The sequence below is a fragment of the Actinocorallia longicatena genome (genome assembly GCF_039534125.1).
Lineage (GTDB): Bacteria > Actinomycetota > Actinomycetes > Streptosporangiales > Streptosporangiaceae > Actinocorallia > Actinocorallia longicatena.
Window position 1 is genome coordinate 72,244 of the sequence record NZ_BAAAUV010000023.1, and the last position, 22,744, is coordinate 94,987.

General features: G+C 70.8%; 22 protein-coding genes. 11 read left to right on the plus strand and 11 right to left on the minus strand.

Annotated features, from left to right (window positions below; genetic code table 11):
• The first annotated feature begins 3 nt into the window (after window positions 1–3).
• Window positions 4–1,689, plus strand: a complete 1,686-nt coding sequence (locus tag ABD785_RS32070; RefSeq protein ID WP_344835769.1) for a serine/threonine-protein kinase — start codon at window positions 4–6, stop codon at window positions 1,687–1,689.
• 187 nt (window positions 1,690–1,876) lie between these two features.
• Complete coding sequence (locus ABD785_RS32075) at window positions 1,877–3,070, plus strand: serine/threonine-protein kinase (protein ID WP_425547847.1); 1,194 nt, start codon at window positions 1,877–1,879, stop codon at window positions 3,068–3,070.
• A 24-nt stretch (window positions 3,071–3,094) separates the two neighbouring features.
• Here the strand turns inward: ABD785_RS32075 and ABD785_RS32080 are convergent, their stop codons facing one another.
• Together ABD785_RS32080 and mddA are read right to left on the minus strand one after the other, a co-directional pair.
• Window positions 3,095–5,236: an alpha/beta hydrolase gene (locus ABD785_RS32080; RefSeq protein WP_344835773.1), complete on the minus strand. Its 2,142-nt coding sequence runs from the start codon at window positions 5,234–5,236 to the stop codon at window positions 3,095–3,097.
• On the minus strand, window positions 5,217–5,981 hold the full coding sequence (mddA, locus tag ABD785_RS32085; protein WP_344835775.1) for a methanethiol S-methyltransferase: 765 nt from the start codon (window positions 5,979–5,981) through the stop codon (window positions 5,217–5,219). The genes ABD785_RS32080 and mddA overlap by 20 nt, the downstream gene beginning before the upstream one ends.
• A gap of 101 nt (window positions 5,982–6,082) precedes the next feature.
• Here mddA and ABD785_RS32090 point away from each other — a divergent pair, with 101 nt between their 5' ends.
• The gene (locus ABD785_RS32090) at window positions 6,083–6,661 is read left to right on the plus strand and encodes a TetR/AcrR family transcriptional regulator (protein ID WP_344835777.1); all 579 of its coding nucleotides are present in this window, start codon (window positions 6,083–6,085) and stop codon (window positions 6,659–6,661) included.
• Here ABD785_RS32090 and ABD785_RS32095 read toward each other — a convergent pair.
• The 4 genes from ABD785_RS32095 to ABD785_RS32110 form a co-directional block, all read right to left on the minus strand.
• Entirely contained in the window at window positions 6,658–7,440 is a 783-nt protein-coding gene (locus ABD785_RS32095; protein ID WP_344835779.1) for a hypothetical protein, read from the minus strand. The two genes, ABD785_RS32090 and ABD785_RS32095, sit on opposite strands and share 4 nt — an antisense overlap.
• Window positions 7,440–7,847 carry a DUF6114 domain-containing protein gene (locus tag ABD785_RS32100; RefSeq protein WP_344835780.1) on the minus strand — a complete coding sequence of 136 codons (408 nt, stop codon included), beginning with the start codon at window positions 7,845–7,847 and terminating at the stop codon, window positions 7,440–7,442. Before ABD785_RS32100 ends, ABD785_RS32095 begins: the two co-directional genes overlap by 1 nt.
• A 2-nt stretch (window positions 7,848–7,849) precedes the next feature.
• Window positions 7,850–8,476 (minus strand): DUF6230 family protein, encoded by a 627-nt coding sequence (locus ABD785_RS32105; protein ID WP_344835782.1) that lies wholly within the window; start codon window positions 8,474–8,476, stop codon window positions 7,850–7,852.
• A 164-nt stretch (window positions 8,477–8,640) separates the two neighbouring features.
• Window positions 8,641–9,462, minus strand: coding sequence for an SDR family oxidoreductase (locus ABD785_RS32110; protein WP_344835783.1), 822 nt, complete (start codon window positions 9,460–9,462; stop codon window positions 8,641–8,643).
• A 172-nt stretch (window positions 9,463–9,634) separates the two neighbouring features.
• Here ABD785_RS32110 and ABD785_RS32115 point away from each other — a divergent pair, with 172 nt between their 5' ends.
• Both ABD785_RS32115 and ABD785_RS32120 read left to right on the plus strand, forming a co-directional pair.
• Window positions 9,635–10,213, plus strand: a complete 579-nt coding sequence (locus ABD785_RS32115; protein WP_344835784.1) for a TetR/AcrR family transcriptional regulator — start codon at window positions 9,635–9,637, stop codon at window positions 10,211–10,213.
• A 116-nt stretch (window positions 10,214–10,329) separates the two neighbouring features.
• Window positions 10,330–11,514: a PucR family transcriptional regulator gene (locus tag ABD785_RS32120; protein WP_344835785.1), complete on the plus strand. Its 1,185-nt coding sequence runs from the start codon at window positions 10,330–10,332 to the stop codon at window positions 11,512–11,514.
• 160 nt (window positions 11,515–11,674) lie between these two features.
• Here ABD785_RS32120 and ABD785_RS32125 read toward each other — a convergent pair whose 3' ends face one another.
• Window positions 11,675–12,091, minus strand: a complete 417-nt coding sequence (locus ABD785_RS32125; RefSeq protein ID WP_344835787.1) for an acyl-CoA dehydrogenase family protein — start codon at window positions 12,089–12,091, stop codon at window positions 11,675–11,677.
• 20 nt (window positions 12,092–12,111) lie between these two features.
• Here ABD785_RS32125 and ABD785_RS32130 point away from each other — a divergent pair, with 20 nt between their 5' ends.
• On the plus strand, window positions 12,112–12,435 hold the full coding sequence (locus ABD785_RS32130) for a carboxymuconolactone decarboxylase family protein (RefSeq protein ID WP_344835789.1): 324 nt from the start codon (window positions 12,112–12,114) through the stop codon (window positions 12,433–12,435).
• Window positions 12,436–12,472: 37 nt separating this feature from the next.
• Here ABD785_RS32130 and ABD785_RS32135 read toward each other — a convergent pair whose 3' ends face one another.
• From ABD785_RS32135 to ABD785_RS32150, 4 genes are read right to left on the minus strand one after another with little or no spacing between them, the layout of a single operon-like run.
• On the minus strand, window positions 12,473–13,285 hold the full coding sequence (locus ABD785_RS32135) for a class II fructose-bisphosphate aldolase (RefSeq protein WP_344835791.1): 813 nt from the start codon (window positions 13,283–13,285) through the stop codon (window positions 12,473–12,475).
• Entirely contained in the window at window positions 13,273–14,160 is an 888-nt protein-coding gene (locus ABD785_RS32140) for a 1-phosphofructokinase family hexose kinase (RefSeq protein WP_344835793.1), read from the minus strand. Before ABD785_RS32140 ends, ABD785_RS32135 begins: the two co-directional genes overlap by 13 nt.
• The gene (gene nagA, locus ABD785_RS32145; protein WP_344835795.1) at window positions 14,161–15,270 is read right to left on the minus strand and encodes an N-acetylglucosamine-6-phosphate deacetylase; all 1,110 of its coding nucleotides are present in this window, start codon (window positions 15,268–15,270) and stop codon (window positions 14,161–14,163) included. It abuts the gene before it with no gap.
• Window positions 15,267–16,151: an SIS domain-containing protein gene (locus ABD785_RS32150; protein WP_344835797.1), complete on the minus strand. Its 885-nt coding sequence runs from the start codon at window positions 16,149–16,151 to the stop codon at window positions 15,267–15,269. Before ABD785_RS32150 ends, nagA begins: the two co-directional genes overlap by 4 nt.
• 80 nt (window positions 16,152–16,231) lie before the next feature.
• Here ABD785_RS32150 and ABD785_RS32155 point away from each other — a divergent pair, with 80 nt between their 5' ends.
• The 5 genes from ABD785_RS32155 to ABD785_RS32175 all read left to right on the plus strand — a co-directional run bounded on the left by ABD785_RS32155 (window position 16,232) and on the right by ABD785_RS32175 (window position 22,740).
• Window positions 16,232–16,993, plus strand: a complete 762-nt coding sequence (locus tag ABD785_RS32155; protein ID WP_344835799.1) for a DeoR/GlpR family DNA-binding transcription regulator — start codon at window positions 16,232–16,234, stop codon at window positions 16,991–16,993.
• A 195-nt stretch (window positions 16,994–17,188) separates the two neighbouring features.
• Window positions 17,189–17,788: a LuxR C-terminal-related transcriptional regulator gene (locus ABD785_RS32160; RefSeq protein ID WP_344835801.1), complete on the plus strand. Its 600-nt coding sequence runs from the start codon at window positions 17,189–17,191 to the stop codon at window positions 17,786–17,788.
• A 259-nt stretch (window positions 17,789–18,047) separates the two neighbouring features.
• Window positions 18,048–19,961 carry a hypothetical protein gene (locus tag ABD785_RS32165; RefSeq protein ID WP_344835803.1) on the plus strand — a complete coding sequence of 638 codons (1,914 nt, stop codon included), beginning with the start codon at window positions 18,048–18,050 and terminating at the stop codon, window positions 19,959–19,961.
• On the plus strand, window positions 19,958–21,376 hold the full coding sequence (pelF, locus tag ABD785_RS32170; protein ID WP_344835805.1) for a GT4 family glycosyltransferase PelF: 1,419 nt from the start codon (window positions 19,958–19,960) through the stop codon (window positions 21,374–21,376). The genes ABD785_RS32165 and pelF overlap by 4 nt, the downstream gene beginning before the upstream one ends.
• Window positions 21,373–22,740, plus strand: coding sequence for a hypothetical protein (locus tag ABD785_RS32175; protein ID WP_344835807.1), 1,368 nt, complete (start codon window positions 21,373–21,375; stop codon window positions 22,738–22,740). The genes pelF and ABD785_RS32175 overlap by 4 nt, the downstream gene beginning before the upstream one ends.
• Window positions 22,741–22,744 lie beyond the last annotated feature (4 nt).

The following is a 22,744-nucleotide window of genomic DNA, read 5'->3' on the forward strand; positions in this document are numbered from 1 at the left end:
CCCATGACACAGGGGGAGGAGCGGCTGCTCGGCGGCCGCTACCGGCTCGACGGGGTGCTCGGCCGTGGCGGCATGGGCACCGTTTGGCGCGCCCGCGACGAGGTCCTCGGCCGCGTCGTCGCGGTCAAGGAGGTGCTCACCCCCCGCGGTCTCGACGACGCCGCGCGCGACGTCCTGCACCAGCGGATGCTGCGCGAGGCCAGGGCCGCGGCCCGGCTGAGCCATCCGGGGATCGTCACCGTCCACGACGTCGTGGAGGAGGACGGCGTCCCGTGGATCGTCATGGAGTTCGTCGACGCCAGGTCCCTCCAGGAGGTCCTGGACGAGAGCGGTCCGCTGCCCGAGGAGAGGGTCGCCGACATCGGCCGCCAGATCCTCGGCGCGCTCCGCGCCGCCCACCAGGCCGGGATCCTGCACCGGGACGTCAAGCCCGCCAACGTCATGCTCACCGAGGACCGGGCGATCCTCACCGACTTCGGCATCGCCCAGGTGGAGGGCGACGCCTCGCTCACCCAGACGGGCATCGTCATGGGCTCGCCCGCCTACATCGCGCCGGAACGCGCCCAGGGCATCAAGCCGGGCCCGCCCGCCGACCTGTGGGCGCTCGGCTCGCTCCTGTTCGCCGCCGTCGAGGGGAAGCCGCCGTTCGAGCGTCCCGAGGTCCTGTCGACCCTGGCCGCCGTCATGATGGAGCCGATCCCGCCGTTCGCCCGCGCCGAGGCCCTCGCCCCGGTGATCATCGGCCTCCTGGCCAAGGAGCCCGCCGAGCGCCTCGACGCGGCCGCCGCCGCCGAACTCCTGCACCACGCCGAGGCCCCGAAGCGCGCCCGCGCCGAGCTGACCTCCTTCGACCGGACGCGCGTCCCCGAGCCGGCCCCCACGGCGGCCGTCCGTGCCCCGGTGGCCCTGGACTCCGTCCGCACCGGCACCACCTACGACAACCTCTTCCGCCCGGCCGCCGTCCACCGCGACGAGTCCCCGACCCTCCCGGCCGCTCCGCGCGTCCAGATCCCGCCCGCGGCGAGCGCCGCGGTGCCGCCTCCGCCCTCCGCCGACGAGCAGTGGATCCAGAACCTCGACCAGGGCCTTCCGCCCGCCCCGAAGAAGCGCGGTACCGGCCTGTCGGTGATCATCGGAGCGGTACTCGGCGTCGCCGCCGTCCTCATCGCCCTCTTCGTCGTCCTCAACCAGGGCGACACGAAGAACGGCGGGCCGAAGAGCACGCCCACGACGGTCGTGACGCCCGTCGACAACGGGCTCGTGACCTACGAGGAGGACGGCTACTCCATCGACGTCCCGAAGGGCTGGAAGAGGGTCCCGTGGGCCAAGCGCCCCGCGATCACCTGGGACGATCCCGCGACGGACGCCTACGTGCAGGTGGACAAGACCCCTTGGAAGGGCACACCTCGCGAGGCGCTGGAGTACTGGATGTCGGTGGAGCTGCCCGCGGGCGTCGCGCTGCCGGACTTCAAGCTGCTCGCGCCCCTGCGGAACGAGCAGGTGGGCGGCTACAAGGCCGCTGTGGTGGATTTCACTTTCAACAACGGAACCACGAACTCGCCGCGCCGCGGGCGGGTTCTGCGCGTCCGGACGCCGTCCGGTATCGCCGTGTTCGCGGCCATCCCGTCGGAGAACTGGACCGACATGGAGACAACAGTGGACAATATTCTCAGGTCGTTCAAGCCGTGAGGCACGATTGAACCTTCTGGGGGGCTCACGCGTCCCAGGTAAGACCAATCAGAGGTCAGGGGACGGGGGTCCGCACCTCTGAGAAGTTCTCCAAAGACGGTCGGGGGAGCACGAGCAGATGGGTCAGGACTCGGGACGATTGCTGGGCAATCGTTACCAACTGGTCACGGTACGTGGTCGCGGCGGCATGGGCGTCGTGTGGCGGGCCAAGGACGTCATGCTCGATCGCGAGGTCGCGGTCAAGGAGGTGACCTTCGGCCCCGGGCTGAGCGGTCACGAGAAGGACGTGCTCAAGCAGCGCACCCTGCGCGAGGCGCGGGCGTCGGCGCGCCTGAACCACCCGAACGTGGTGACCGTCCACGACGTCGTGGAGGAGGACGGCCGGCCGTGGATCGTCATGGAGTTCGTCGACGCCGACTCCCTCCAGGACATCCTCGACATCGAGCGGATCATCGAGCCGTGGCGGGCCGCCGAGATCGGCCGGCATGTCATCTCCGCGCTGAAGGCCGCTCATGAGCGGGGCATCCTGCACCGCGACGTGAAGCCGTCGAACATCCTGATCACGAAGAACTCCGGCCGGGTCGTGCTCACCGACTTCGGCATCGCCCAGATGGAGGGCGACGTCACCCTCACCCAGACGGGCCTGGTCATGGGCTCGCCCGCCTACATCCCGCCGGAGCGCGTCCAGGGGGAGCGGGCCGTCCCGGCGTCCGACCTGTGGTCGCTCGGCGCGACCCTGTTCGCCGCGGTGGAGGGCCACGCGCCGTTCGAGCGCGCCGACGCGATGGCCGCCCTGTCGGCGGCGCTGTCGGAGCCGGTGCCGCGGCCGCGGCAGGCGGGTCAGCTCACCCGCGTGCTCGAGGGGCTGCTGGTCCGTGAGCCCGCCGCCCGGATGACGTCGGAGCAGGCGCTTCCGCTGCTCCAGGACGTCTCGGCGTCGCGGCCGAACCCGATTCCGCTCTCCCAGGCCACCCAGTTCGACGAGACGATCCTCGACCGGCCCTCCGAGCGTCCGCCGGTGGCCGGGGCGATGGAGACGATCCTGGACCCGGCCCAGCTCGGCCAGGCGTCCATGCAGATCCCGCAGGCGCAGCGCCCCCAGAACCAGGGACCGCAGCACCAGCCCCCGCACCGGCGTCCCGAGGTCGAGCCGGAGGCCCGCACGATCCTGGAGCCGCAGGCGGGCCACCACCTGGCCTGGCGCGACGACCAGGCGGCCTCCTTCCAGCAGCCCTCCTCACCGTTCGGCGGCTACTCCACCCCGGCCCCCTACCAGCCCCCGGACAAGGGCAACAGGACGACGATCATCATCGTCCTGTCGATCGTCATCGCGGTCGTGGCCCTGGCCCTCGTCGTCTACATCGTCTCCGGTCAGGCATAGAAGTCAGGCCTGGAGAAGCCGGGCTCAGAGAAGCTCCGCCAGCAGGGCGGCGGCGCGGGTGGCGCCGTCGGCGGGGACGGGCAGATAGGTGACGTCGCGGCCGATCTCGGTGGAGATGGCCTCGGCGAGGGCGGGGGCGGTCAGGCCGGCGTAGTCGAGGCGGCGGCCCGCGCCGTGCCGGTGGAGCCGGTGGGCGACGTGGAACTGCTGCTCGAAGTGGTTGCGCAGCGGGACGTAGAGGAAGGGGCGTCCCGCCGCGGTCAGCTCCATGCAGGTGGTCAGGCCGCCCTGGACGACCGCGAGGTCGGCGGCGGCCAGATGCCGCGGCAGGTCGGGGACGAAGGACCGCAGCTCCACCCCTTCGGTGCGGTGCAGATCGCCGGGATCGACGCGCGGGCCGGTCACCACGATCATCCGCAGGCCCGGCACCCGCCGGGCGGCCTCCGGGTAGGCGTCGACGACGGTCTGCAGCAGATGCCGTCCCACGCCCGATCCGCCGGCGGTCACGACACAGACCCGTTCGCCGGGGCCGTAGCCGAGTTCCTCGCGCAGTGCGGCCCGGCTGGGGAGCGACGCCTGGTCGAACCCGGTGACATAGCCGGTGAAGTCGTAGTTCGCCCGGGTCCACTCGCGGATGAAGGGAAGCTCGGGCCCGAACCGGTCGGTGACGACGTCCTCGGGGTCGCCGACGAACAGGGCCCGGTCGCGCACCCGCGGATGGCGGGCCACGTGCCGGATCATCTCCTCGTTGTAGTCGGCCGTCACCAGCCGCCGCCGGGGGCCGTCGCCGGGCATGGGCAGCAGGCCGACGAAGTCGGTGAGCCAGGCGTAGGCGAAGGTCTTCAGCCGCGGGTTCTCGTGCAGGAAGTGGTCGACGTCCCAGGCCTCGTCGGCGACGACCAGGTCGTAGTCCCCGTCGCGGACCACGTCGTGGAAGACCATGAAGTTGGCCACGAGGATCTCGTCCATCCGGCGCAGCGCCTCGAAGCAGTGCAGGTCGTGCTCGCCCGCCTCGGCCTCGATGTGGGCGGACTCGGCGACCAGCCAGGAGCAGGCCGGGTGGATCCGCTCCCCGGCCCGTTCGAGCAGGCGCGTCACGGGATGCTGGGTGAGCCAGTCGATCTCGACGCCCGGCCGCTGCTTGCGGAGCTCACCGGCGATGGCGATGTCGCGCCTGGCGTGGCCGAGGCCGATCGGCGAGCAGAGGTAGAGGACGCGCCGGGGCCGGTGGTCCCAGCGCCGCAGGGTGCGGTGCTCGCGCGGGGGGCTCAGCCGGGTGATGAAGTCGTGCAGGAGCAGGTTCACCTTCACCGGGTCGCGGGCGAGGGGGATGTGCCCGGCTCCGGCCAGCGTGACGAGCTCGGCGCCGGTCTCCTCGCGCAGCCGCTCGCTGCGGTGGTGGGAGCTGATCCGGTCGTCGTCGCCGTGCAGGAGCAGCAGGGGAGAGGCGATCCGGCCGCACCAGGCGAGGACGTCCGCCTGGGGCGGCATCCCGCCGTGGCTGTCGGCCACCAGGACCTCGCCGGTGGTCTCCAGGCCCCAGGCCACCGCGTCCTCGATCTGCTTCGTCGAGTGCGGCTCGGGGAAGCACTGCCCGAAGAAGAACCAGAGGAAGTCCTCATACCCCTCCCGCCAGTAGGCCCGGTTGTACTTGGCCCAGTGCCCGGGCGGGTCGGCGGCGAGATCCGGGACGCGCGACGGCTCCAGGACCGGCGCGGGACCGTCGAGGCTCAGCCGTGTCCCCCGGGCGGTCGACGGGCCGCTCAGCGACACCGTCGGGCCGATCAGGACGGTGCCGAGCACCCGCTCGGGATGGTCGGCGGCGAGGCAGAGCGCCCAGTTCGCCGCCTTGGAGAGCGCCACCAGCACGGCCCGGCCGGCGCCCGCGGCGTCCAGGACGGCGGTCGCGTACCCGACCTGGGCCTCGGGCGTGTACGCGGCCGGGTCGAGCGGTCGGCCGGACTCCCCGTTGCCGGGCCCGTCGTACACGATCACCCGGTGGTGACGGGCGAGGTAGGGGATCTGCGCCTTCCAGAAGCGCTTGTGGACGACCGTCCAGGTCGGCATCAGCAGGACGGCCGGCTCACCGTCCCCGTACACCTCGTAGTGGATCCGGACGCCGTCCCGCTCGACGAAGCCCTCGCCGTCAGCCGACCTGGCGCGCATCGGCCGCCCCCTCCGCCTTCGCCGCCCGGCCCGGAAGCGGCACGAACCGCGGTACCTCGGCGGAGTACCGCTCGTAGCTCTCGCCGAGCTGGCCGCGCAGGTCGTGCTCCTCGAACCGGACGCCGATCAGGATGTATCCGGTGGAGGCCAGAGCGAACAGCAGCCGTCCGGCGCTCATGTCGGGGGCGGCCCAGAACGCGATCAGGAACCCCGTCATGATCGGATGCCGGATGAGCCGGTAGAGGAGAGGCCGGCGGAAGGCGGGCTCGGCGGGCGTCCCCCCGGCCGCGGCCTGGCGCAGCCCGAACAGCTCGAAGTGGTCGATCAGGTAGGTGCTCAGCACCAGGAACGCCCAGCCGAACAGGTAGACGGTCCACAGCAGGCCCCGCGCCCAGCCGGGCCCGACCGACCAGACCTCCGAGGTCAGCGGCCGCCACTGCCACAGCAGCAGCGCGATCAGCAGGCTGGCCGCCAGCACGTAGGTGCTGCGTTCCAGGTGCGCGGGCACCCGGCGGGTCCACCAGCGCTTGAACCACGGCCGCGCCATGACGCTGTGCTGCACCGCGAACAGCCCGAGCAGGACGAGGTCGACGAGGACCGCAGCCCAGGCGGGCCCGCCGGGTCCGTCGTCGACGCCCTTGGGAACGACGGCGCCGGCCAGGAAGCCGATCGTGTAGAGGATGACGGCCAGGAACGCCAGATAGGCGGCCCCCGCGTAGCCGAATGCCAGTGCCCTTCGCGACATGAGAGGATTCCCCTTCGTTCGGTCGATCGACCGATCGCGGTCAAAGTAACATTCGGTCGACCGACCGACAAGGGCCCGGCGGCCCGGGAAAGGATGGGGCCATGCAGACCGCCGACCGCATCATGGAGGCAGCCAGGGCGTGCCTGCTGGCCGAGGGCTACGCGAAGCTGTCCACCCGCAAGGTGGCCGAGCGCGCCTCGGTGCCGCTGAGTCAGATCCACTACCACTTCCAGGGCAAGCAGGGCATGGTCCTGGCGCTGCTCGACTACGAGAACAGGCTGCTGGTCGGGCGGCAGCGGGAGATGTACTCGGCGCGGACCCCGCTGTGGAAGCGCTACGAGCAGGCCTGCGACTTCCTGGAGGACGACCTCGCGTCGGGGTACGTCCGGGTGCTCCAGGAGATGATCTCCGCCGGGTGGTCGGACGCCGAGGTGGCGCGGCAGGTGCTGGCGATGCTCCAGGGCTGGATGGACGTCCTCGAGGAGGTCGCCCGCGAGGCCGAGGAGCGGTTCGGATCACTCGGCGTCTTCAGCCCCGCCGACGTCGCGGGCCTCGTCGGCCTGGCCTTCCTCGGCGGCGAGTCCGTCCTGCTCCTCGGGGACACCGCCTGGCAGGGCCGGGTCCGCTCGGCCCTCCGCAGCGTCACGGCCGGCCTGCGCGCGCTGGAGGAGAACCGCTAACTCTGGCGCAGGCCGGTGATCGTCGAGGAGCCGGCGGTCACCACGGTGTGCTCGACGTCCACGCCGCCGTGGCCGGTGAAGGTGATGGCGGGCGGGACCAGGACGGGCGGGTTCTCGGGGGTGAGGTCCATCTTCAGCAGCCCGAACGCCCAGCCGACCATGTGGGTCGTGTACATGGTGACGCCGTCCCTGAAGACGATCTTGTCGGCCTTGAGGGTGCCGTGCTCCGACTTCTGCACGAGGTCGGTGAGCGTCGCGGTGTCCATCGTGAACTTGAGGACGTCGATCGTGCCCGACCGGGTCGGAAGCTTGGCCACGCCCTCGTAGGACAGCCCGGTCTGGGTGAGGGAGCTCGCGGTGAGCGTCACGTCCTCGGTGTAGGTGGCGCCGTCGAGGCCTCCGCGTCCGGCCCTGAGCTTCTTGCCCGGTCTCTCGCAGGCGTTCTTCTCCCACGCCTCAAGGAGCTCCATGAGCTCCTTCTTCGACAGCCCCGAGGTGTCCTCGGGCAGCTCGGGACAGGCCTTCTCCGCCTCTTCGGGCGGCGCCGCGCTCTCCTCCGGCGCCGGAGTGGCGTCCGGCGCGGGGCCGGTGGCCTCGGGCTCCGGCGCCTCGGGCGTCACCGCGGGCGAGGGGCTCACCGATGGGCCGGCGCCCGGCGAGACCGAGACCGAGGGTGAGACGGAGGGCGAGGGCGCCGGATCCCCGGCCGCCGCCGTCGCGAACAACCCGGTCCCGAGCACGGCCGGAACCACGGCCGCCGCCAGGAGCTTCCCACGCACTACGCCTCCAGCTGCCGCTCGACGAGCCCGGGAAGGATCTCCGCGGGCTGCTTCTTCCCCTTGGCGTGTCCCGGCGTCCACGCGACGATCAGCCCGCCGCCGACCAGCCCGAGCAGCATGCCGAGCAGGAACCCGCCGAGGTTCGACGTCACGAACGAGCCCAGCGCGGCCAGGACGGTGATGACGCCGAAGAACATCCGCTGCGAGGGCTGCACCCACGAGAGAAGGCCGCAGACGATCAGGAGGATGCCGGCCAGCCACGGCATCGCGCCCTGGAGGATGGTCACCCCGAGCGGGGCCAGGGGGATGGACAGCAGCTCGAGACCGCCGAGGACGGCGAACGCGCCACCCCAGAAGGGACGCGTCCGCCGCCAGCGACGGAACCCGGTGGGTTCGGTGGTGCTCATGCCTAGTAGCACTCCGCGCCGAAGGACATGGTCAGGCCCTTGAGGTTGAACGTGCCCGCCGTGGTCGACCAGGCGCTCTGCTGGACCTTGGTCAGGACCGCGGAGGTGGCCTGCTGGCCGAAGGCCCCGGCCTGGCCGACGGGGGCGGCGTCCCACTTGCCGCCGTCGCCGATCTTGGCGGCGTCCAGCTTGGAGGCGTCCATGCCGATCTTGATGTCGCTGAACACGGCGTCGGCCTTGAGGCTGTCGATGCCCATGGTGAGGTGGTCGGCGACGACCTTGTTGCTCTCGTTCGGGCCGGCCTCGAGCCGCAGGGTGATCTTCTTGCCGAAGAAGTCCTGGGTCACCGACTGGCACATCTTGGTGATCTTGGCCTGGTTGATCACGGCGTTGGTGACGGGCACGAGGGTGCCGTCGCCCTTCTGCACCGCGCTGCCGTACTGGGTGAAGCCGTCGGCCTCGATCTTGTCGGCGGACACCTTGAAGGCGTTGCCGGAGACGGCGAAGGTCGCCGCGATGGCGCCGGAGGCGGTGCCGAAGACCAGGGCGCCGACCGCGAGGGTGGACGGCACCATGACGGCGGCGAAGCGCTTCCAGGAGACCTTGCCGGTCGTGGGGGAGTCGGACATGTAAGGGGTTCCCAACTCAAGGAGGGATAGGGGTGACGCTCGTCACCTGAGGTGACGAGCGGTGTCAAGTTACCCCCAAGTACTTACTTCCGCCAAACAGTAAGTCCTTGCTTGGAACCCGTTCTACCTGGGCAAATGTGGAGCAAAGTCCTATGACAGAGGCTTTACAGGGCTCCGAACATCTCCCCGAACAGGGAGGAGTAGTCGGGTCCACGGCGGAGGTGGTGGCCGCCGTCGACGTTGAGGACGGTGCCGGTGATCCAGGTGGACCCGGGGCCGACCAGGAAGGCGGCGGCGTCGGCGATGTCCTCCGGGCGTCCCACGCGGGAGATCGGCATGCAGGCCAGGTAGTCCTCCAGGACCGGGCCCTCCTGGGTGATGCCCGCGACCAGCTCGGTGGCGACCAGGCCGGGCCGGATGCCGTTGACCCGGACGCCGTGCGGCCCCAGCTCGTCGGCCGCGAGCGCGACCAGGTTGTCGACCGCCGCCTTGGACGGCCCGTAGGCGCCGAACCACCGGTGGGTGTTGCTGGAGGCGATCGAGGAGATCGCGACGAGCGCGCCGCCGGTGCCCCCGCCGGACGTCCCTGCCCCGGACGTCCCTCCCCCGGACGTCATGGCGATGGCCGCGTGCTTGAAGGTCAGCAGCGTGCCGGTGGCGTTGAGCTCGAGGGTCTCGCGCCAGGCGGCGGCGTCCAGCTCGCGGATCGGGCCGATCGAGGTGGAGCCGCCGGCGCTGGCCACGACCGACCGCAGCGGGGCGGCCTCGGCGGCGAAGGCGACGGCCGCCGCGATCTGCTCCTCGTCGGTGACGTCGGCCGCGAAGTACCGGCAGCCGATTTCCTTCGCGACGTTCTGCAACCGTGACTCGGTGCGGCCGATGATGGTCACTTCCGCGCCGTCGGCGGCCAGCCGGGCGGCGCAGGCCCGGCCGATCCCGCTGCCACCGCCGGTGACCAGCGCCGATGTCCCCTTCAATACGGACATGCCACGTTCCCTTCACTGGAGAGGATCACGAGCGTACTCGGCTCAACCAAGCAAGCGATAGGCCGACCAACGTCGACGGGCGGGCCGCGTGGTCATCCGGTGGCCTTCGGTTGCGGGAGGATGTGACCCGAACCATCAGGAGGTTGCCTTGACGGGCGATGTTCGGATCACTGTGACGCGGACTCTGACCAAGGACCAGCAGGCGCGGCGCGCACGGCTCATCGCGTCCGCGCACGAGCTGGCGTCCGAAGGCGGGTACGCGGCCGTGACCATGCACGACGTCGCGGACAGGGCCGGGGTGGCCAGGGCGACCGTCTACCGCTACTTCGCGTCCAAGGACCATCTGCTGACCGAGGTCGCGGCCGACTGGGCGCGGGTGTTCACCGAGCTGAACGTGCCGGGGAAGAGCCCGACCGCGCGGCTCAGCGGGCTGCTGGAGGCGCTGGTCGAGGTGGCCTCCACCAACATCAACCTCACGTCCGCGGTGGTCCAGGCGACCACCTCGCAGGACTCGGGGGTCGAGGACGCCCGCACCGAGCTGTTCCGCTACGTCCGGCAGCAGTTCGGCGCGGCCATCGACCCCGAGGAGACCACCCGTTCGGTCTCCGGGGTGTCGATGGAGGACGTCGAGAGCGTGATCGGTCACATGGTGCTGGCGGCCCTCGTCAGCCTCACCGCGCTGGCCCGGCCGAAGGAGGAGGTCATGGCGATGGTGCGTACTGCGGCGCGCTTGATCGTCGGAGAGCGCTGAGTTTTGTCATCATCGTGACAACGCCCCGGTAACTTTTGTCGCCCAGCTAGGGGACCGGGTGAGTGTCGCGCGGGTAACTTTCGTTACCAAGCGCCGAAACCACCCCGGGAGGTCGCATGTCCATCGCGATGGACACACCGTCGATCAGATCCGGTTTCTTCGAGCCGTTCCTTCCCAGCCTCGTCGAAGAGATGATCGACGAGATCAAGGCGAAGGTCCCCGAGTACTCCCGCGTCGATCCCGCCTACATCGCCAACATGCGCGAGGCGGTCGAAGGGGCGGTCAGCCACTTCGTCAACCTCCTCGACGACTCCGAGACCTCGCTCGAGAAGCTGACGGAGGTCTACCGCTTCATCGGCTGGGGCGAGGCCCGCGAGGGCCGCAGCCTCGACAACCTCCAGATCGCCATGCGGCTGGGCGCGCGGGTCGCGCTGCGCCGCATCACGGTGGAGTCCGAGCGCCACGACCTGCCGCGCTCGGCCCTCGGCGAGCTCGCCGAGGCGATCCTGCTGTTCCTCGACGAGCTGGCGGCCTCGGCCGCCGCCGGCTACCACACCGCCAGCGAGCAGGTCGCGGGCGAGCAGAGCCGCCGCCGTCGCCGGCTGCTGGACCTGCTGCTCGCCGAGCCAGCCGCCAGCCAGGGCGCCGTCGCCGAGGCGGCCCGCAACGCCGAGTGGCGCATCCCCAAGACGGTCGCCGCGATCGCCCTCCAGGAGCGCAGGACCGAGGAGTTCCTGCAGCCCGCGCTCCCGCCCGACGTCCTGATGGACCTCAGCAGGCACGAGCCCTGCCTGATCGTCCCCGACCCCGACGGCCCCGGCCGCCGCCAGGTCCTCGAGCACGCCCTGCGCGACTGGTCGGCCGCCGTCGGCCCGACCGTCGAGATCACCGAGGTCGGCCGCTCCCTGCGGTGGGCCCGCGAGGTCCTCGGCCTGGCCCAGCGCGGCGTCGTCGCCGACGAGGGCCTGATCCGCTGCGTGGACCATATGCCCAGCCTCGTCATCTTCAAGGACGAGGAGCTGGTCTGGACCGTTGCGAAATCCCGGCTGGCCCCGCTGCTCGACATCCGGGCCCGCCACCGCGACCGGCTGGCCCGCACCCTGCTGGCCTGCCTCCAGAACGGCTTCAACGCCACCGAGGTGGCCGCACGCCTGCACGTCCACCCCCAGACCGTCCGCTACCGGCTCCACCAGCTCGAGGAGCTGTTCGGCGAGGCCCTGTACGACCCGGACACCCGCATGGCCTTCGAGATGTCCCTCCGCGTCTGGCTCACCCTGAACGCCGAGGGCCGGGCGGACTAGGGGCTGTTTCAAAGTCAACTGCCCTACTGCGCGGCGCCCAGGCACGCACCTCGCGAGGTTGTCGTCGGTCGCCGACCCAACCAGGTCGACTCCCTCCTCCGCCCCCGCGAGGCACGCACCTGGACGCCGCTCGCCACGGGCGCCGACTTTGAAACAGCCCCTAGGCGTGAAGGGCCCTGGCCGGGTCGCCGATGTGGTGGTACTTCCAGCGGGCCGGGTCGTGCAGGGTGTGCACGCGGGCGTTGCGCCAGTGCCGGTCCAGGCCGTGCGCGGCGTCCGCGGAGCTGGTCCCGGCCAGCTCGATGACGTCGGAGGCGATCCCGACCGCGTCCTCCTGGGCGAAGGCCTTGGCCTCGGCGACGGCCAGGGACGCCGCCGCGCTCGGCGGTGGCGTTGCCGAACCGGACGCCCCGCACGGCCTCCCCGTAGAAGAACTCCCGCCGCGCGCCGGTCGCGGCCGCGCCGAGGATCTCCAGCAGCACGAAGTGCGCCAGCAGGAGCTGGGCGACGGCCGGGTCGCCGACGGCCAGCAGCCGGAACACCTCGCCGACGGTGCTCGGCCGCACCCCGCCGCCACCGTGCTCGCGCGGCACCGCGATGCCGAGCAGCCCGGCCGCGGCCGGCCTGGCCGCCGTCACCAAGGACGGGGAGCTGTCCCACCGGATCGCCGACGACCACCACATCATCGGGTTCGCCCCGCGCGAGCAGGCCATCGTGGACCTGGCCGTCAAGCTGACCCGCGAGCCCTCGCACGTGGGCGACGCCGACGTCCTGGGCCTGCGCGAGTTGGGCCTGCGCGAGTTCGGCCTGACCGACGAGCAGATCGTCGAGATCATCGAGGTGATCTCGTTCTTCAACTACACCAACCGGCTGACCATCGCCATCGGCACCCGTCCCGACGAGGAGTTCTTCACCCGCTGAACGGCGGCGTCAGCCGATGACCGTCAGCCCGCGACCGTCAGGCGATGACCGTCAGCAGGTGCCTGACGGTCTCGGCCATGGCGTCGCGGGCCGGGGCCAGGTACTTGCGCGGGTCGACGGAGGTGCCGAGGGCCTCGCGGACGGCGCCGGTGAAGGCGATGTTGAGCGCGGTCCCGATGTTGATCTTCACCATGCCGTTGGCGACGGCGCGGCGGAGCTCGGCGTCGGGGACGCCGGAGGAGCCGTGCAGCACCAGCGGCACCGCGAGGGCGTCGCGCAGTCGCACGATGAGGTCGTGGTCGAGGGCCGCGGTCCGGTCGGTCATGGCGTGTGAGCTGCCGACCGCCACGGCCAGCGCGTCCACCCCGGTGGCCTTGACGAACGCCACGGCCTCGTCCGGGTCGGTCCGCACTCCGGGCGCGTGGGCTCCGTCCTTGCCGCCGACCTCGCCGAGCTCGGCCTCCAGCCACAGCCCGCGGGAGTGCGCCCACTCGGCGGCAGCGGCCGTCAGGGCGACGTTCTCCTCGTAGGGGTGGTGCGAGCCGTCGTACATGGCCGAGCCGAAGCCGTGGTCGGCGGCCTGGTACAGCAGGCCGGTGTCCATCACGTGGTCGAGGTGGAGCGCGACCCGCGCCGACGACCCCTGCGCGACGGCGGCGGTGGCGGCGGCGATCGGGCCGGGCCTGCCGCCGTGGAAGCGCACCGCGTTCTCGCTGATCTGGCAGATGACCGGGCGTCCGGCCGCCTCCGCGCCTGCGATGATCGCCTCCGCGTGCTCGAGGGTGATCACGTTGAACGCGGCGATCCCCGTGCCGGGGGTCACGAGGTCGGCGGTCTTCACCAGGGGCATGGGACTTCCTTCACGTTCACGAGGGGGCGGAGCCTGCGGTGGAGGCCGAGATCGACCTCGCCCGCCACGGGCGTCACGACGGCGGCCCCGGACAGCGCGACGGCCTCGGCCAGCGCGCTCTCCCACGGGGCGCCGTCGCGCAGGGCGACGGCGAGGGCCGCGGCGGCGGCGTCGCCCGCGCCGGTCGGGTTGCCGTGCAGCACCTCGGGCGGCAGGGCCTCGAAGTACCGGCCGCCGACCGCGGCGAGCAGTCCCTCGGCACCGCGGGAGACGACCAGGGCGCCGGGCAGCGCGGCGGGGTCGAGCCCGGCCTCGCGCAGCTCTCCGAGGTTCGGCTTCACCAGGTCGGGGCCCGCGAGGACGCCCGCGGTGAGCGCGGGGCCGCTGGTGTCGAGCAGGACCTTCGCCCCGGCCTCGTGGGCGAGCCGGGTCAGGACCGCGTAGGCGTCCTCGGGGACGCCCTGCGGCAGGCTGCCCGACAGCACCACGACGGAGGCGGCCCTCGCGTTCTGGGTGAAGTGGCGCTGGAAGACCGCCCACTCCTCGGCGTTCACGACGGGACCGGGCTCGGCGAAGACGGTCGCGTCACCGGCGACCACGGCCACGACCCGCCGCGTCTCCCCGCGCACGGGCGCGAAGTCGTGCGGCACCCCGCCCGCCGTGAGGTCGGCGAGGACCAGGTCCCCGGTCGGCCCGCCGCGCAGCCCGGTGGCGAGGGTCTCCTCGCCGAGCGCGCGCAGGACCCGGCTGACGTTGATCCCCTTGCCGCCGGCCCGCTTGAGCACGGCCGAGACCCGGTGGGTGGAGTGCGGGACCAGGGCGGGGACCTCGTAGGTGACGTCCAGGGCGAGGTTGAGCGTGACCGTGAGGATCATCTAGAGGACCTCGACCAGGTCGAGCGCGTCGTCGAGGACGACCAGGTCGGCGCGCTGGCCCTCGGCGAGCAGGCCGCGGTCGGTGAGCCCGAGGACCTGGGCGGGGATCGCCGAGGCGTAAAAGGAGGCGATCTCGATCGGCACCCCGACCGCCTGCACGGCCCGCTTGAACGCGACGTCCATGGTGAGGGTGGAACCGGCGAGCGAGCCGTTCGTCGCGAGCCGCGCCTCCCCGTCCTTCACCACGACCGACATCGCGCCCAGCCGGTACTCGCCGTCGCCGATGCCGGTGGCGTCGATCGCGTCGGTGATGAGGGCGAGCCTGCGGGCGGCGATCCGGTCGAGCATCGCGACCACCGACGGGTGCAGGTGCACCCCGTCGTTGATCACTTCAAGGATCACGTCGGGACGCTCGGCGGCGGCCAGCACGACGGCCGGGTCGCGGTGGTGCAGCCCGCGCATCCCGTTGAAGGTGTGGGTGACCAGCCGGGCGCCCGCCTCGAATCCCGCGGCGGCCTGCTCGTAGGTGGCGTCGGTGTGCCCGATCGCCGCGACCACGTTGCGGGACACGCACTCCCTGATCAGGTCGAGCCCGGTGTCACCGGAGGGGCCGACCAGCTCGGGCGCGATCGTCACCTGGCGGATGGTCCTGCGTCCGGCGTCCAGGAGGCGGCGCAGCTCGGCGACGTCCGGCAGGCGCAGGGCGTCGGGGTCCTGGGCGCCGCAGCGGGCGTGGGAGAGGAAGGGGCCCTCGAAATGGCCGCCCGCGATCAGGCCCTCCTCGGTGAGGTCGGCGATCCAGCCCGCCGCCCTCTCCATGTGGTCGAGGGGGGCCGTCACCAGGCTGATCAGCATCGTGGTGGTGCCGCGGGTGCGGTGGTAGGCCACCGCCTCGCGGATGGAGTCCTTGGACGTCATCGCGGAGTGGCCGCCGCCGCCGTGGACGTGGATGTCGACGAAACCGGGGGCCAGGAAGGCGCCTTCGAGGTCGCGGCCGCCCTCGCGGGGGCCCTCGCCGAGGCCGGTGATCCGGCCGTCCTCGGTCGTCAGCCAGCCGTTGCCGATCACTCCGGTGGGGGTGACCAGCCGTGCGTTCGTATAGGTGCTCATGCGTCAAGAATGATGGATCGGGTGAGGTTCCTGGGTTCGTCGGGGTTGAGGTTCTTCGCCTCGGCCACGGCGACGGCGAGCCGCTGCGCCCGCACCAGGTCGGCCACCGGGTCGAGGTCGGACACCGACACGATCGCCCCGGCCTTCTCGACCTGGCCGGCCAGGCCCTCGGGGGCACCGCCGAAGAACCAGGTCACGCTGCTGGAGTCGGTCACGCTGATCGGCCCGTGCCGGTACTCCATCGCCGGGTAGGACTCCGTCCAGGACCCCGACGCCTCGCGCACCTTCAGCGCCGCCTCGTGGGCGATCCCGTTGGTCCAGCCCGCGCCGAGGAAGGTGAACTGGGTCCGCTCGACGGCCCCGGCGGGCAGCGCCTCGGAAACGGCCCGCTCGCACTGGGCGATCAGGTCGGCTGGGAGCAGGCCCGGCCGGTCGAGGGCGAGGTGGGCCCGCAGCAGCGTCAGCGCGGTGGTGGCGAAGCGGGTCTGCACCACCGACCGCTCGTCGGCGAAGTCCAGCACGACCACGGGGGTCAGGCCGGTGATCGGGGTGTCCGGGTCGCCGATCACCGCGACGGTCGGCAGCTCGGTCGCCCGCAGCAGGTCGAGGACCTCGGTCGTGGTGCCGGAGCGGCAGATCGCGACCACCCGGTCGTACTTCCTGGTGTGCGGGAACTCCGAGGCGGGGAAGGCGTCGGTCTCCCCGAGCCCGGCCGACTCGCGCAGCGCCGCGTAGGACTGGGCGATGAACAGGGACGTCCCGCAGCCGACCACGGCCACCCGCTCCCCGGCGACGGGCAGGTTCCGGGCCGTGCGGGCCAGCTCGACGGCGCGCTCCCAGCACCGCGGCTGGCTGGCGATCTCCTCGGCGACGAACGTCATGCCCTACTCCAGATGTTTAAAAATGCTCGATATCAATCATCAACGTACAAGAATGAGCAGATAGGTGCAAGAATGCGGACATGGCCTCCTCTCATCTCCGGCACACCCGGCTCCTCGACCTGCTCGCCGAGCGGGGCTCCCTGGACGTCGAAGAGGCCGCCGCCGCGTTGGACGTCTCGCCCGCCACCATCCGCCGCGATCTCGACCGCCTGGCCCATCAGCAGCTCGTCCGGCGCACCAGGGGCGGGGCCGTGGCCGCCGAGGTCGCCTACGACCTGCCGCTGCGCTACAAGGCCGCCCGTGCCGCGAACGAGAAGCAGCGCATCGCCGCCACGGCCGCCGCGCTGGTCGGCCGGGGACGGGTGGTCGGGCTCAACGGCGGCACCACCACCTCGGAGGTCGCGCGGGAGCTGGCCGGCCGCACCGACCTCACGATCGTCACCAACGCCGTGAACATCGCGGCCGAACTGACCGTCCGGCCGCAGATCAAGACCGTGATGACCGGGGGAGCGGCCCGTCCCAACTCCTACGAGCTGATCGGCCCGCTGGCCGCCGCGACGCTGCGGAGCCTCGCGCTGGACGAGGTGATCCTCGGCGTCGACGCCCTCGACCCGGTCTTCGGCGCCTCCGCCCACCACGAGGGCGAGGCGGAGATCAACCACCTCATGGCGGACCGGGCCGCGCGGGTGATCGTCGTCGCCGACGCCTCGAAGCTCGGCACCCGGGCCTTCGCCCGGATCTGTCCCGCCGAGGCGATCACGACCCTGGTCACGGACGCGGCCGCCGACCCCGCAATGGTCGAGGCGCTCAAATCAACGGGCATTTCTGTCATTCTCTGCTAATCAGGACATTTTGCACGGTGAGGTTCTCTAGCTTCGCCGGTCGAGTCCGACCTCGTTCGGCCAACGGGCCGACCGAAGCGTCCTTCCTGAGGCACTATGAGTTGCTCTCTGGTGAGATCAGATGAACCCAAGGTGACAGGAGGTAAACCGCATGGGCGGGGAAGGTGTCTATATTTCGTGACAAGAGTCCGAGTGGTGGAGCACAACCCCGTACTGCTCCTGGGGATCACCTCGCTACTGAGTGATATGTCCGAAATTGTGCTTGACGAGAAGGACCCCGAAGTGATCGTGATCGGGGTGGCGGATCATGGCGCGTTCCAGGAAATCGAGCGGCTCAAACTCACCGGACGGATAGTCGTCCTCACGGCGCTGGAAAGCCCGGCGCTCTATGTGAAAGCGCTCTCGGCGGGTGCCTTCGCGTGTCTCGTCTATGGCCACTTCGGAGGCGCTGAGCTGGAGCGGGCCATCAAGTCGGCCACGATCGGCCAGGCCTATCTCTCACCGCCGGTGGTGACGGCTCTGGTCGGCTGGCTCCACGGGACCGCCAGTACGAGACCGAATCGCACTCGGTCTTTCGCGCACGAGCTCACACCGCGCGAGGTGGAGATCATGCAATTGATCGCCGAGGGCCACAGTAACCGCAGGATCGCATCACAGCTGTTCATATCCGAGAAGACAGTGAAGAACCACGTCCATCAGATCTATCGGCGGCTCAAGGCGGACAGTCGCGACCATGCTGTCCAGAGATGGCGTGAAATCAACGATTTTTCCACTAAACATCCGATCGTCGATTAATTTTCTGTGGTGGGTCCTAGGACCGGCCCATTTGTAATGTCAGGCCCTGGTTTCCCCTCCGGTTGAGCGTTCAATGGCAGACGCTGGCGACGGCGATTCCGCCGCAACCTCACGCGTTTGAACGCAGAACCAGGGGAGTTCACTCTTGAAAGGTCCTGTCATCAGGACCCTGTCGGTATTCGCGCTCACGGCCGGCCTCGTCGGCCTGCCGACCGCAGCGCATGCAGCAGGGCCAAGAATCGACCTGAAGGTCCTCGTCGTGACTGACGGCGGCGCCAACGTCGTCGCCGTCACAGAGCAGCTCAAGACCGAGGGCGTCCCGTACAAGCTGGTCAACCTCGCCGACGCCGCGCGTCCCACCATCACCACGGCGTTCCTTCAGGACACCGTGTCGGGCGCGCCCCGCGCCAAGTACCAGGCCGTCGTGCTGCCGAACACCAACCCGTTCGGCACCGGCTCGGCCGAGATGGCCGCGATCGTCGCCTTCGAGAAGCAGTTCGGCATCCGCCAGCTCAGCTCCTACATCTACCCGACCCCCGAGGCCGGCCTGAACTACCCGACCTACGCCGGGCAGCTCGACGGCATCACCGGCACCCTGACGCCCTCGGCCAAGGCCGGCGCGTTCCGCTACCTCAAGGGCGACGTCGCGTTCGAGGACAACGACCCGAACGCCCCGAACGAGTCCTACGGCTACCTCTCGACGCCGCTCCCGGACGTTCCCGCGGCCGGCACCACCCCCGCGACGCACTTCGAGCCGTACCTCACCAAGGACGGCGGCGTCCTGGCCGGCGCCTACACCCACGACGGCCGCACCGAGATGGTCATGACCTTCGCGGCCAACCACTTCCAGAGCCAGTTCCGGCTCATCGGGCACGGCCTGATCACCTGGCTGACCAAGGGCGTCCACCTCGGTTACAACCGCCAGTACTTCAGCGTCCACGTCGACGACCTGTTCCTGCCGGACGCGCGCTGGTCCACGACGGCGAACTGCACCCCGGGCGAGGGCTGCACCGACCCGAACGTGACCACCCCGGACATCCGGATGACCGCGGACGACGTCACCGCGGCGGCGAACTGGTCGACCCAGAACGACTTCACGTTCGACATGTACTTCAACGGCTTCGGCAGCGACGAGGCCGTCGAGCAGAACGGCTCCGACCCGCTGCTCACCGCGGTGCAGGCGAACAAGGCGAAGTTCCGCTTCGCCAACCACACCTTCCAGCACACCTACCTGGGCTGCCAGCAGGACGTCACGGTCATCCCCTGGGTCTGCAAGAAGGACGCGAACAACAACACGCTGTGGGAGACGCGGCCCTACATCCGCAACGAGATCACCGACAACCGCAACTGGGGCAACGCCAAGGGCTTCGGCCAGGACACCACCGAGCTGGTGACCGGCGAGCACTCGGGGCTGAAGATCCTGCCGCAGCAGCCGCAGGACAACCCGAACCTCGGCCTCGCGGTCAACGACACCGGCACCAAGTGGCTCGGCTCCGACGCCTCCCGCGACTTCGACCAGCGGGCCGTCAACAACGCGCTGACCGTGCCGCGCTACCCGATGGCCAACTACTTCAACACGGCCACCGTCGCCGAGATGGTCGACGAGTACAACTGGATCTACACCAGCCGCGCCGACGGCGGCTCGGGCATCTGCGAGGACAACCCCCTCACGGTCACCTGCATCCAGCCGCTGGACCCGGCCACGGGCTACCAGAACCACATCGTCCCGCTGGACGCGCGGATCGAGATGTCGCACATCATCAAGAACGACCCGCGGCCGCACTACGTCCACCAGTCGAACATGGCCGAGGACCGCATCCTCTACCCGCTGCTCGACAGGGTCCTCGGTGACTACCGGTCGGTCTTCGCGGAGAACTCCCCGCTGGTCAACCAGCGGATGGCGGCCAACGGCGCCGAGCTGAAGCGCCAGGCGTCCTGGAAGACCACCCAGGGTGCGGTCACCGCCTACCTGCAGGACGGCCGGGTCACGATCAGCGGCGGCGGCGCCAGCGTCCACGTGCCGATCACGCTGCCGGCGGGCACCGACCAGATCGTCCTGAACCTGCTCGGCCTCATCACGATGACCAGCCCGTTCGGCACGTCCTACGCGGGTGAGGTGTCGGACTACAAGACCGGCAACCTGACCTTCCAGGTGGGTGCTCAGACGGTATGAACATCACTCTGGTCACCGAAGGGACGTATCCCCACGCCTACGGCGGGGTGAGCGTCTGGTGCGACCAGCTGGTGCGGGGCATGCCGGAGCACGACTTCCACGTGGTGGCGCTCACGGGCACCGGCACGGAGGCGCTGGCCTGGGAGCCGCCGGGAAATGTCACGGTCGAGCCCGTTCCGCTCTGGGGGCCGCGGCCCCCGGGGCGGGGCGGTGCCTCCCGCGAGTTCGAGGGCCTGTTCCGGGTGCTGCTCGACCTCTGCCTGACGGGTGGGACGCCGTCGGCGGGCGAGCTGTTCCCCTCGGTCCTGCGGGGCCTCTACGACCTCGGCGGGCTGTCGGAGCTGCTCGCCGGGGAGGGGCCGGTCGAGTGGCTGATGGCGGCGTGGGAGGGGCGTGACCTCCCGGAGGGGGTCGAGCCGACCGTCCACGACGCGCTGACGGCGATCAGCCTGCTCGAGCACGCGCTGCGGCCGCTGGCCAGGCACGTGCCGCGGGCCGACCTGACGCACGCGGTGTCCAACGGGGTGACGGTGCTTCCGGCGCTCGCCGCGAAGTGGACCCACGGCACCCCGTTCTGCCTCACCGAACACGGTATCTACCTGCGAGAACGCTATCTCGGCTATGGCAAGGGCTACTCCTGGCCGGTGAAGGCGCTCATCCTGGCGTTCCTGCGGATGCTGTGCGCCGCCGGATACCAGGCCGCCGACCTCGTGACCCCGGGCAACCGCTACAACCAGCGGTGGGAGACACGATGCGGCGCGGATCCCGGGCTGATCCAGACCGTCTACAACGGCGTCAACCCGCACGAGTTCCCGGAGGCGGCCGGGGAGCCGGATCGCCCGACGCTGTCCTGGGCGGGCCGCATCGATCCGATCAAGGACCTCGAGACGCTCATCAAGGCGTTCGCGATCGTCCGCGACGACGTTCCCGAGGCGGTCCTGCGCCTGTTCGGGGGCGGCAACGCGGAGTACCGCGAGAAGTGCCTGAAACTCGCCGCCGACCTGGACGTCACCGGCCACGTGACGTTCGAGGGCCGGGTCGAGGAGATCCGCGACGCCTATGTCGCGGGGACCGTGGTGATGCTCTCCAGCATCTCCGAGGGCTTTCCCTACACCCTCATCGAGGCGATGACCTGCGGGCGGGCCACCGTCTCCACCGATGTGGGCGGCGTCACCGAGGCCGTCGCCCCCAATCCCAACTCGCCGGAGGACGGCGAGTGCGGCCTGGTCGTGCCGCCGCGCGACCCCGAGGCCATGGCCGCGGCGGCCGTGCGGCTGCTGCGCGATCCGGAGGAACGAGCGTGGATGGGCACCGTCGCCCGTCGCAAGGCCCTGGAGTTCTTCACCGTCGACCAGGCGGTGGCGTCCTTCCGGGAGATCTATTCGAACCTGGCATCGGGGGTCGTTAAAGCATGACGGAAGTACTGGTCAGGCCGCTGACGCGAGACGTCGGCGAACTGGCCGAGAAGATGGCGGATCTTCTCGCCTCGGCGGTGGACGTGCTGGAGGTGACAGCGGGGCTCGAAGCGGAGGGCATCGGGGACAGAGCGGCCCGGCTGTACGGATACGACGATGTGTTCCTGCTCGCGGAGCGGCTGTACGAGGGCAGCGTACGGCGGCCGTCGCGGGCGAAGAAGGCGGCCAACCCCTGGGTCAACGGGACCGGGGTGCTGCACGACGCCGGCAGGTACGCGCTGCGCGGGCTGCTGTTCGGCCTGCCCGGCGCCGGATACCTGGCCGTGCACGGCCTGCTCGGGCAGCGGTCGGCCGGTCTGGTCCTCACCCTCTCGCTGGTGCTGTGCTGGCCGGTCAGCCAGGGCGTGGCGGCGCTGGCCTACTCGCGGCGGGAGTTCGAGGACACCAAGCGCGTGCTGCGGCTCGGGCTGGTCTACGGGCTGCCGTTCATGATCGTGGTCAGTGTCGGGATCGGGTTCTGGCACGGGGCGTCGGCCGCGGTGGTCGTGGTGGCCTGCGCGCAGAGCTTCTACCTGCTCAGCGCGTCGGCGGCGCTGGTGACGGGCGGCGAGCTCCTGCTGCTGCTCGCGCTGCTGCCGGGCGTCGTCGCGACCTTCGCGGGGCTGCCGGGCCAGCTCCTGATCGTCGGCTGGGCCGTCACCGGGCTCGGCGTGCTCCTGATCGCCGTCGACCGGACGCGTGTGCCGAAGGCGCACCGCACCGCGAACGGCGGGATCTCCTGGATCGCGGTGTGGACCATCACCCCGAACGCCCTCTTCGGGCTGGTCGCGGGAGGTCTGCTCACCTTCACCATCGTCTCGGCCTACGGCGGGTACGGAGCCCCGCCCGAGGCCACGAGCGCCGCCATGGTCGCCCTCTCGGCGTCCATGGGACCCGCCGAATGGGTGCTGTACGCCTTCCGGGCGCGCGGCCACGAACTCCTCGTGGCCAGCCGGAGCGTGCGGGAGTTCCGGTTCCGGGTCAGGCTCACCCTCATCGATCTGATGGGGCGCTTCATGGCGGCGCTGGCCGTCCTCATCGGCGGCGCGATCGTCGTCGCCGACCTTCCGGACTCCAGCATCGGCCCGTTCGTCTGCTACCTGCTGCTCGGCGGGGCCCTGGTGATCGCGCTGATGCTGCAGTCCTGCGGCCGCAACGCCGTCTCGCTGGGCGTCTGCGCCGCCACTCTCGCGCTCGAGGCGGGCGTTCTCCTCGTCGCGCGACCGGACCCGTCAAAGGTCCAGCTCACCGGGGCCGTGGTGCTGTTCACGGTCCTGCTCGTCCACACCGTGACCGTCCTCGGACGCGCCACGGCCCATCGTTAAGGAG

Bases quoted from the DNA above. Each gene is read 5' to 3' on its own strand.
- ABD785_RS32110 (WP_344835783.1), bottom strand. From the start codon at position 9,462: ATGTCCGTATTGAAGGGGACATCGGCGCTGGTCACCGGCGGTGGCAGC.
- ABD785_RS32080 (WP_344835773.1), bottom strand. From the start codon at position 5,236: ATGCGCGCCAGGTCGGCTGACGGCGAGGGCTTCGTCGAGCGGGACGGC.
- nagA (WP_344835795.1), bottom strand. From the start codon at position 15,270: ATGAGCACCTATACGAACGCACGGCTGGTCACCCCCACCGGAGTGATC.
- ABD785_RS32075 (WP_425547847.1), top strand. From the start codon at position 1,877: ATGGGCGTCGTGTGGCGGGCCAAGGACGTCATGCTCGATCGCGAGGTC.
- ABD785_RS32070 (WP_344835769.1), top strand. From the start codon at position 4: ATGACACAGGGGGAGGAGCGGCTGCTCGGCGGCCGCTACCGGCTCGAC.
- ABD785_RS32130 (WP_344835789.1), top strand. From the start codon at position 12,112: ATGCCGAGCAGCCCGGCCGCGGCCGGCCTGGCCGCCGTCACCAAGGAC.
- ABD785_RS32140 (WP_344835793.1), bottom strand. From the start codon at position 14,160: ATGATCCTCACGGTCACGCTCAACCTCGCCCTGGACGTCACCTACGAG.
- ABD785_RS32155 (WP_344835799.1), top strand. From the start codon at position 16,232: ATGGCCTCCTCTCATCTCCGGCACACCCGGCTCCTCGACCTGCTCGCC.
- ABD785_RS32175 (WP_344835807.1), top strand. From the start codon at position 21,373: ATGACGGAAGTACTGGTCAGGCCGCTGACGCGAGACGTCGGCGAACTG.
- ABD785_RS32090 (WP_344835777.1), top strand. From the start codon at position 6,083: ATGCAGACCGCCGACCGCATCATGGAGGCAGCCAGGGCGTGCCTGCTG.
- ABD785_RS32105 (WP_344835782.1), bottom strand. From the start codon at position 8,476: ATGTCCGACTCCCCCACGACCGGCAAGGTCTCCTGGAAGCGCTTCGCC.
- ABD785_RS32120 (WP_344835785.1), top strand. From the start codon at position 10,330: ATGTCCATCGCGATGGACACACCGTCGATCAGATCCGGTTTCTTCGAG.
- ABD785_RS32100 (WP_344835780.1), bottom strand. From the start codon at position 7,847: ATGAGCACCACCGAACCCACCGGGTTCCGTCGCTGGCGGCGGACGCGT.
- ABD785_RS32150 (WP_344835797.1), bottom strand. From the start codon at position 16,151: ATGACGTTCGTCGCCGAGGAGATCGCCAGCCAGCCGCGGTGCTGGGAG.
- pelF (WP_344835805.1), top strand. From the start codon at position 19,958: ATGAACATCACTCTGGTCACCGAAGGGACGTATCCCCACGCCTACGGC.
- ABD785_RS32135 (WP_344835791.1), bottom strand. From the start codon at position 13,285: ATGCCCCTGGTGAAGACCGCCGACCTCGTGACCCCCGGCACGGGGATC.
- mddA (WP_344835775.1), bottom strand. From the start codon at position 5,981: ATGTCGCGAAGGGCACTGGCATTCGGCTACGCGGGGGCCGCCTATCTG.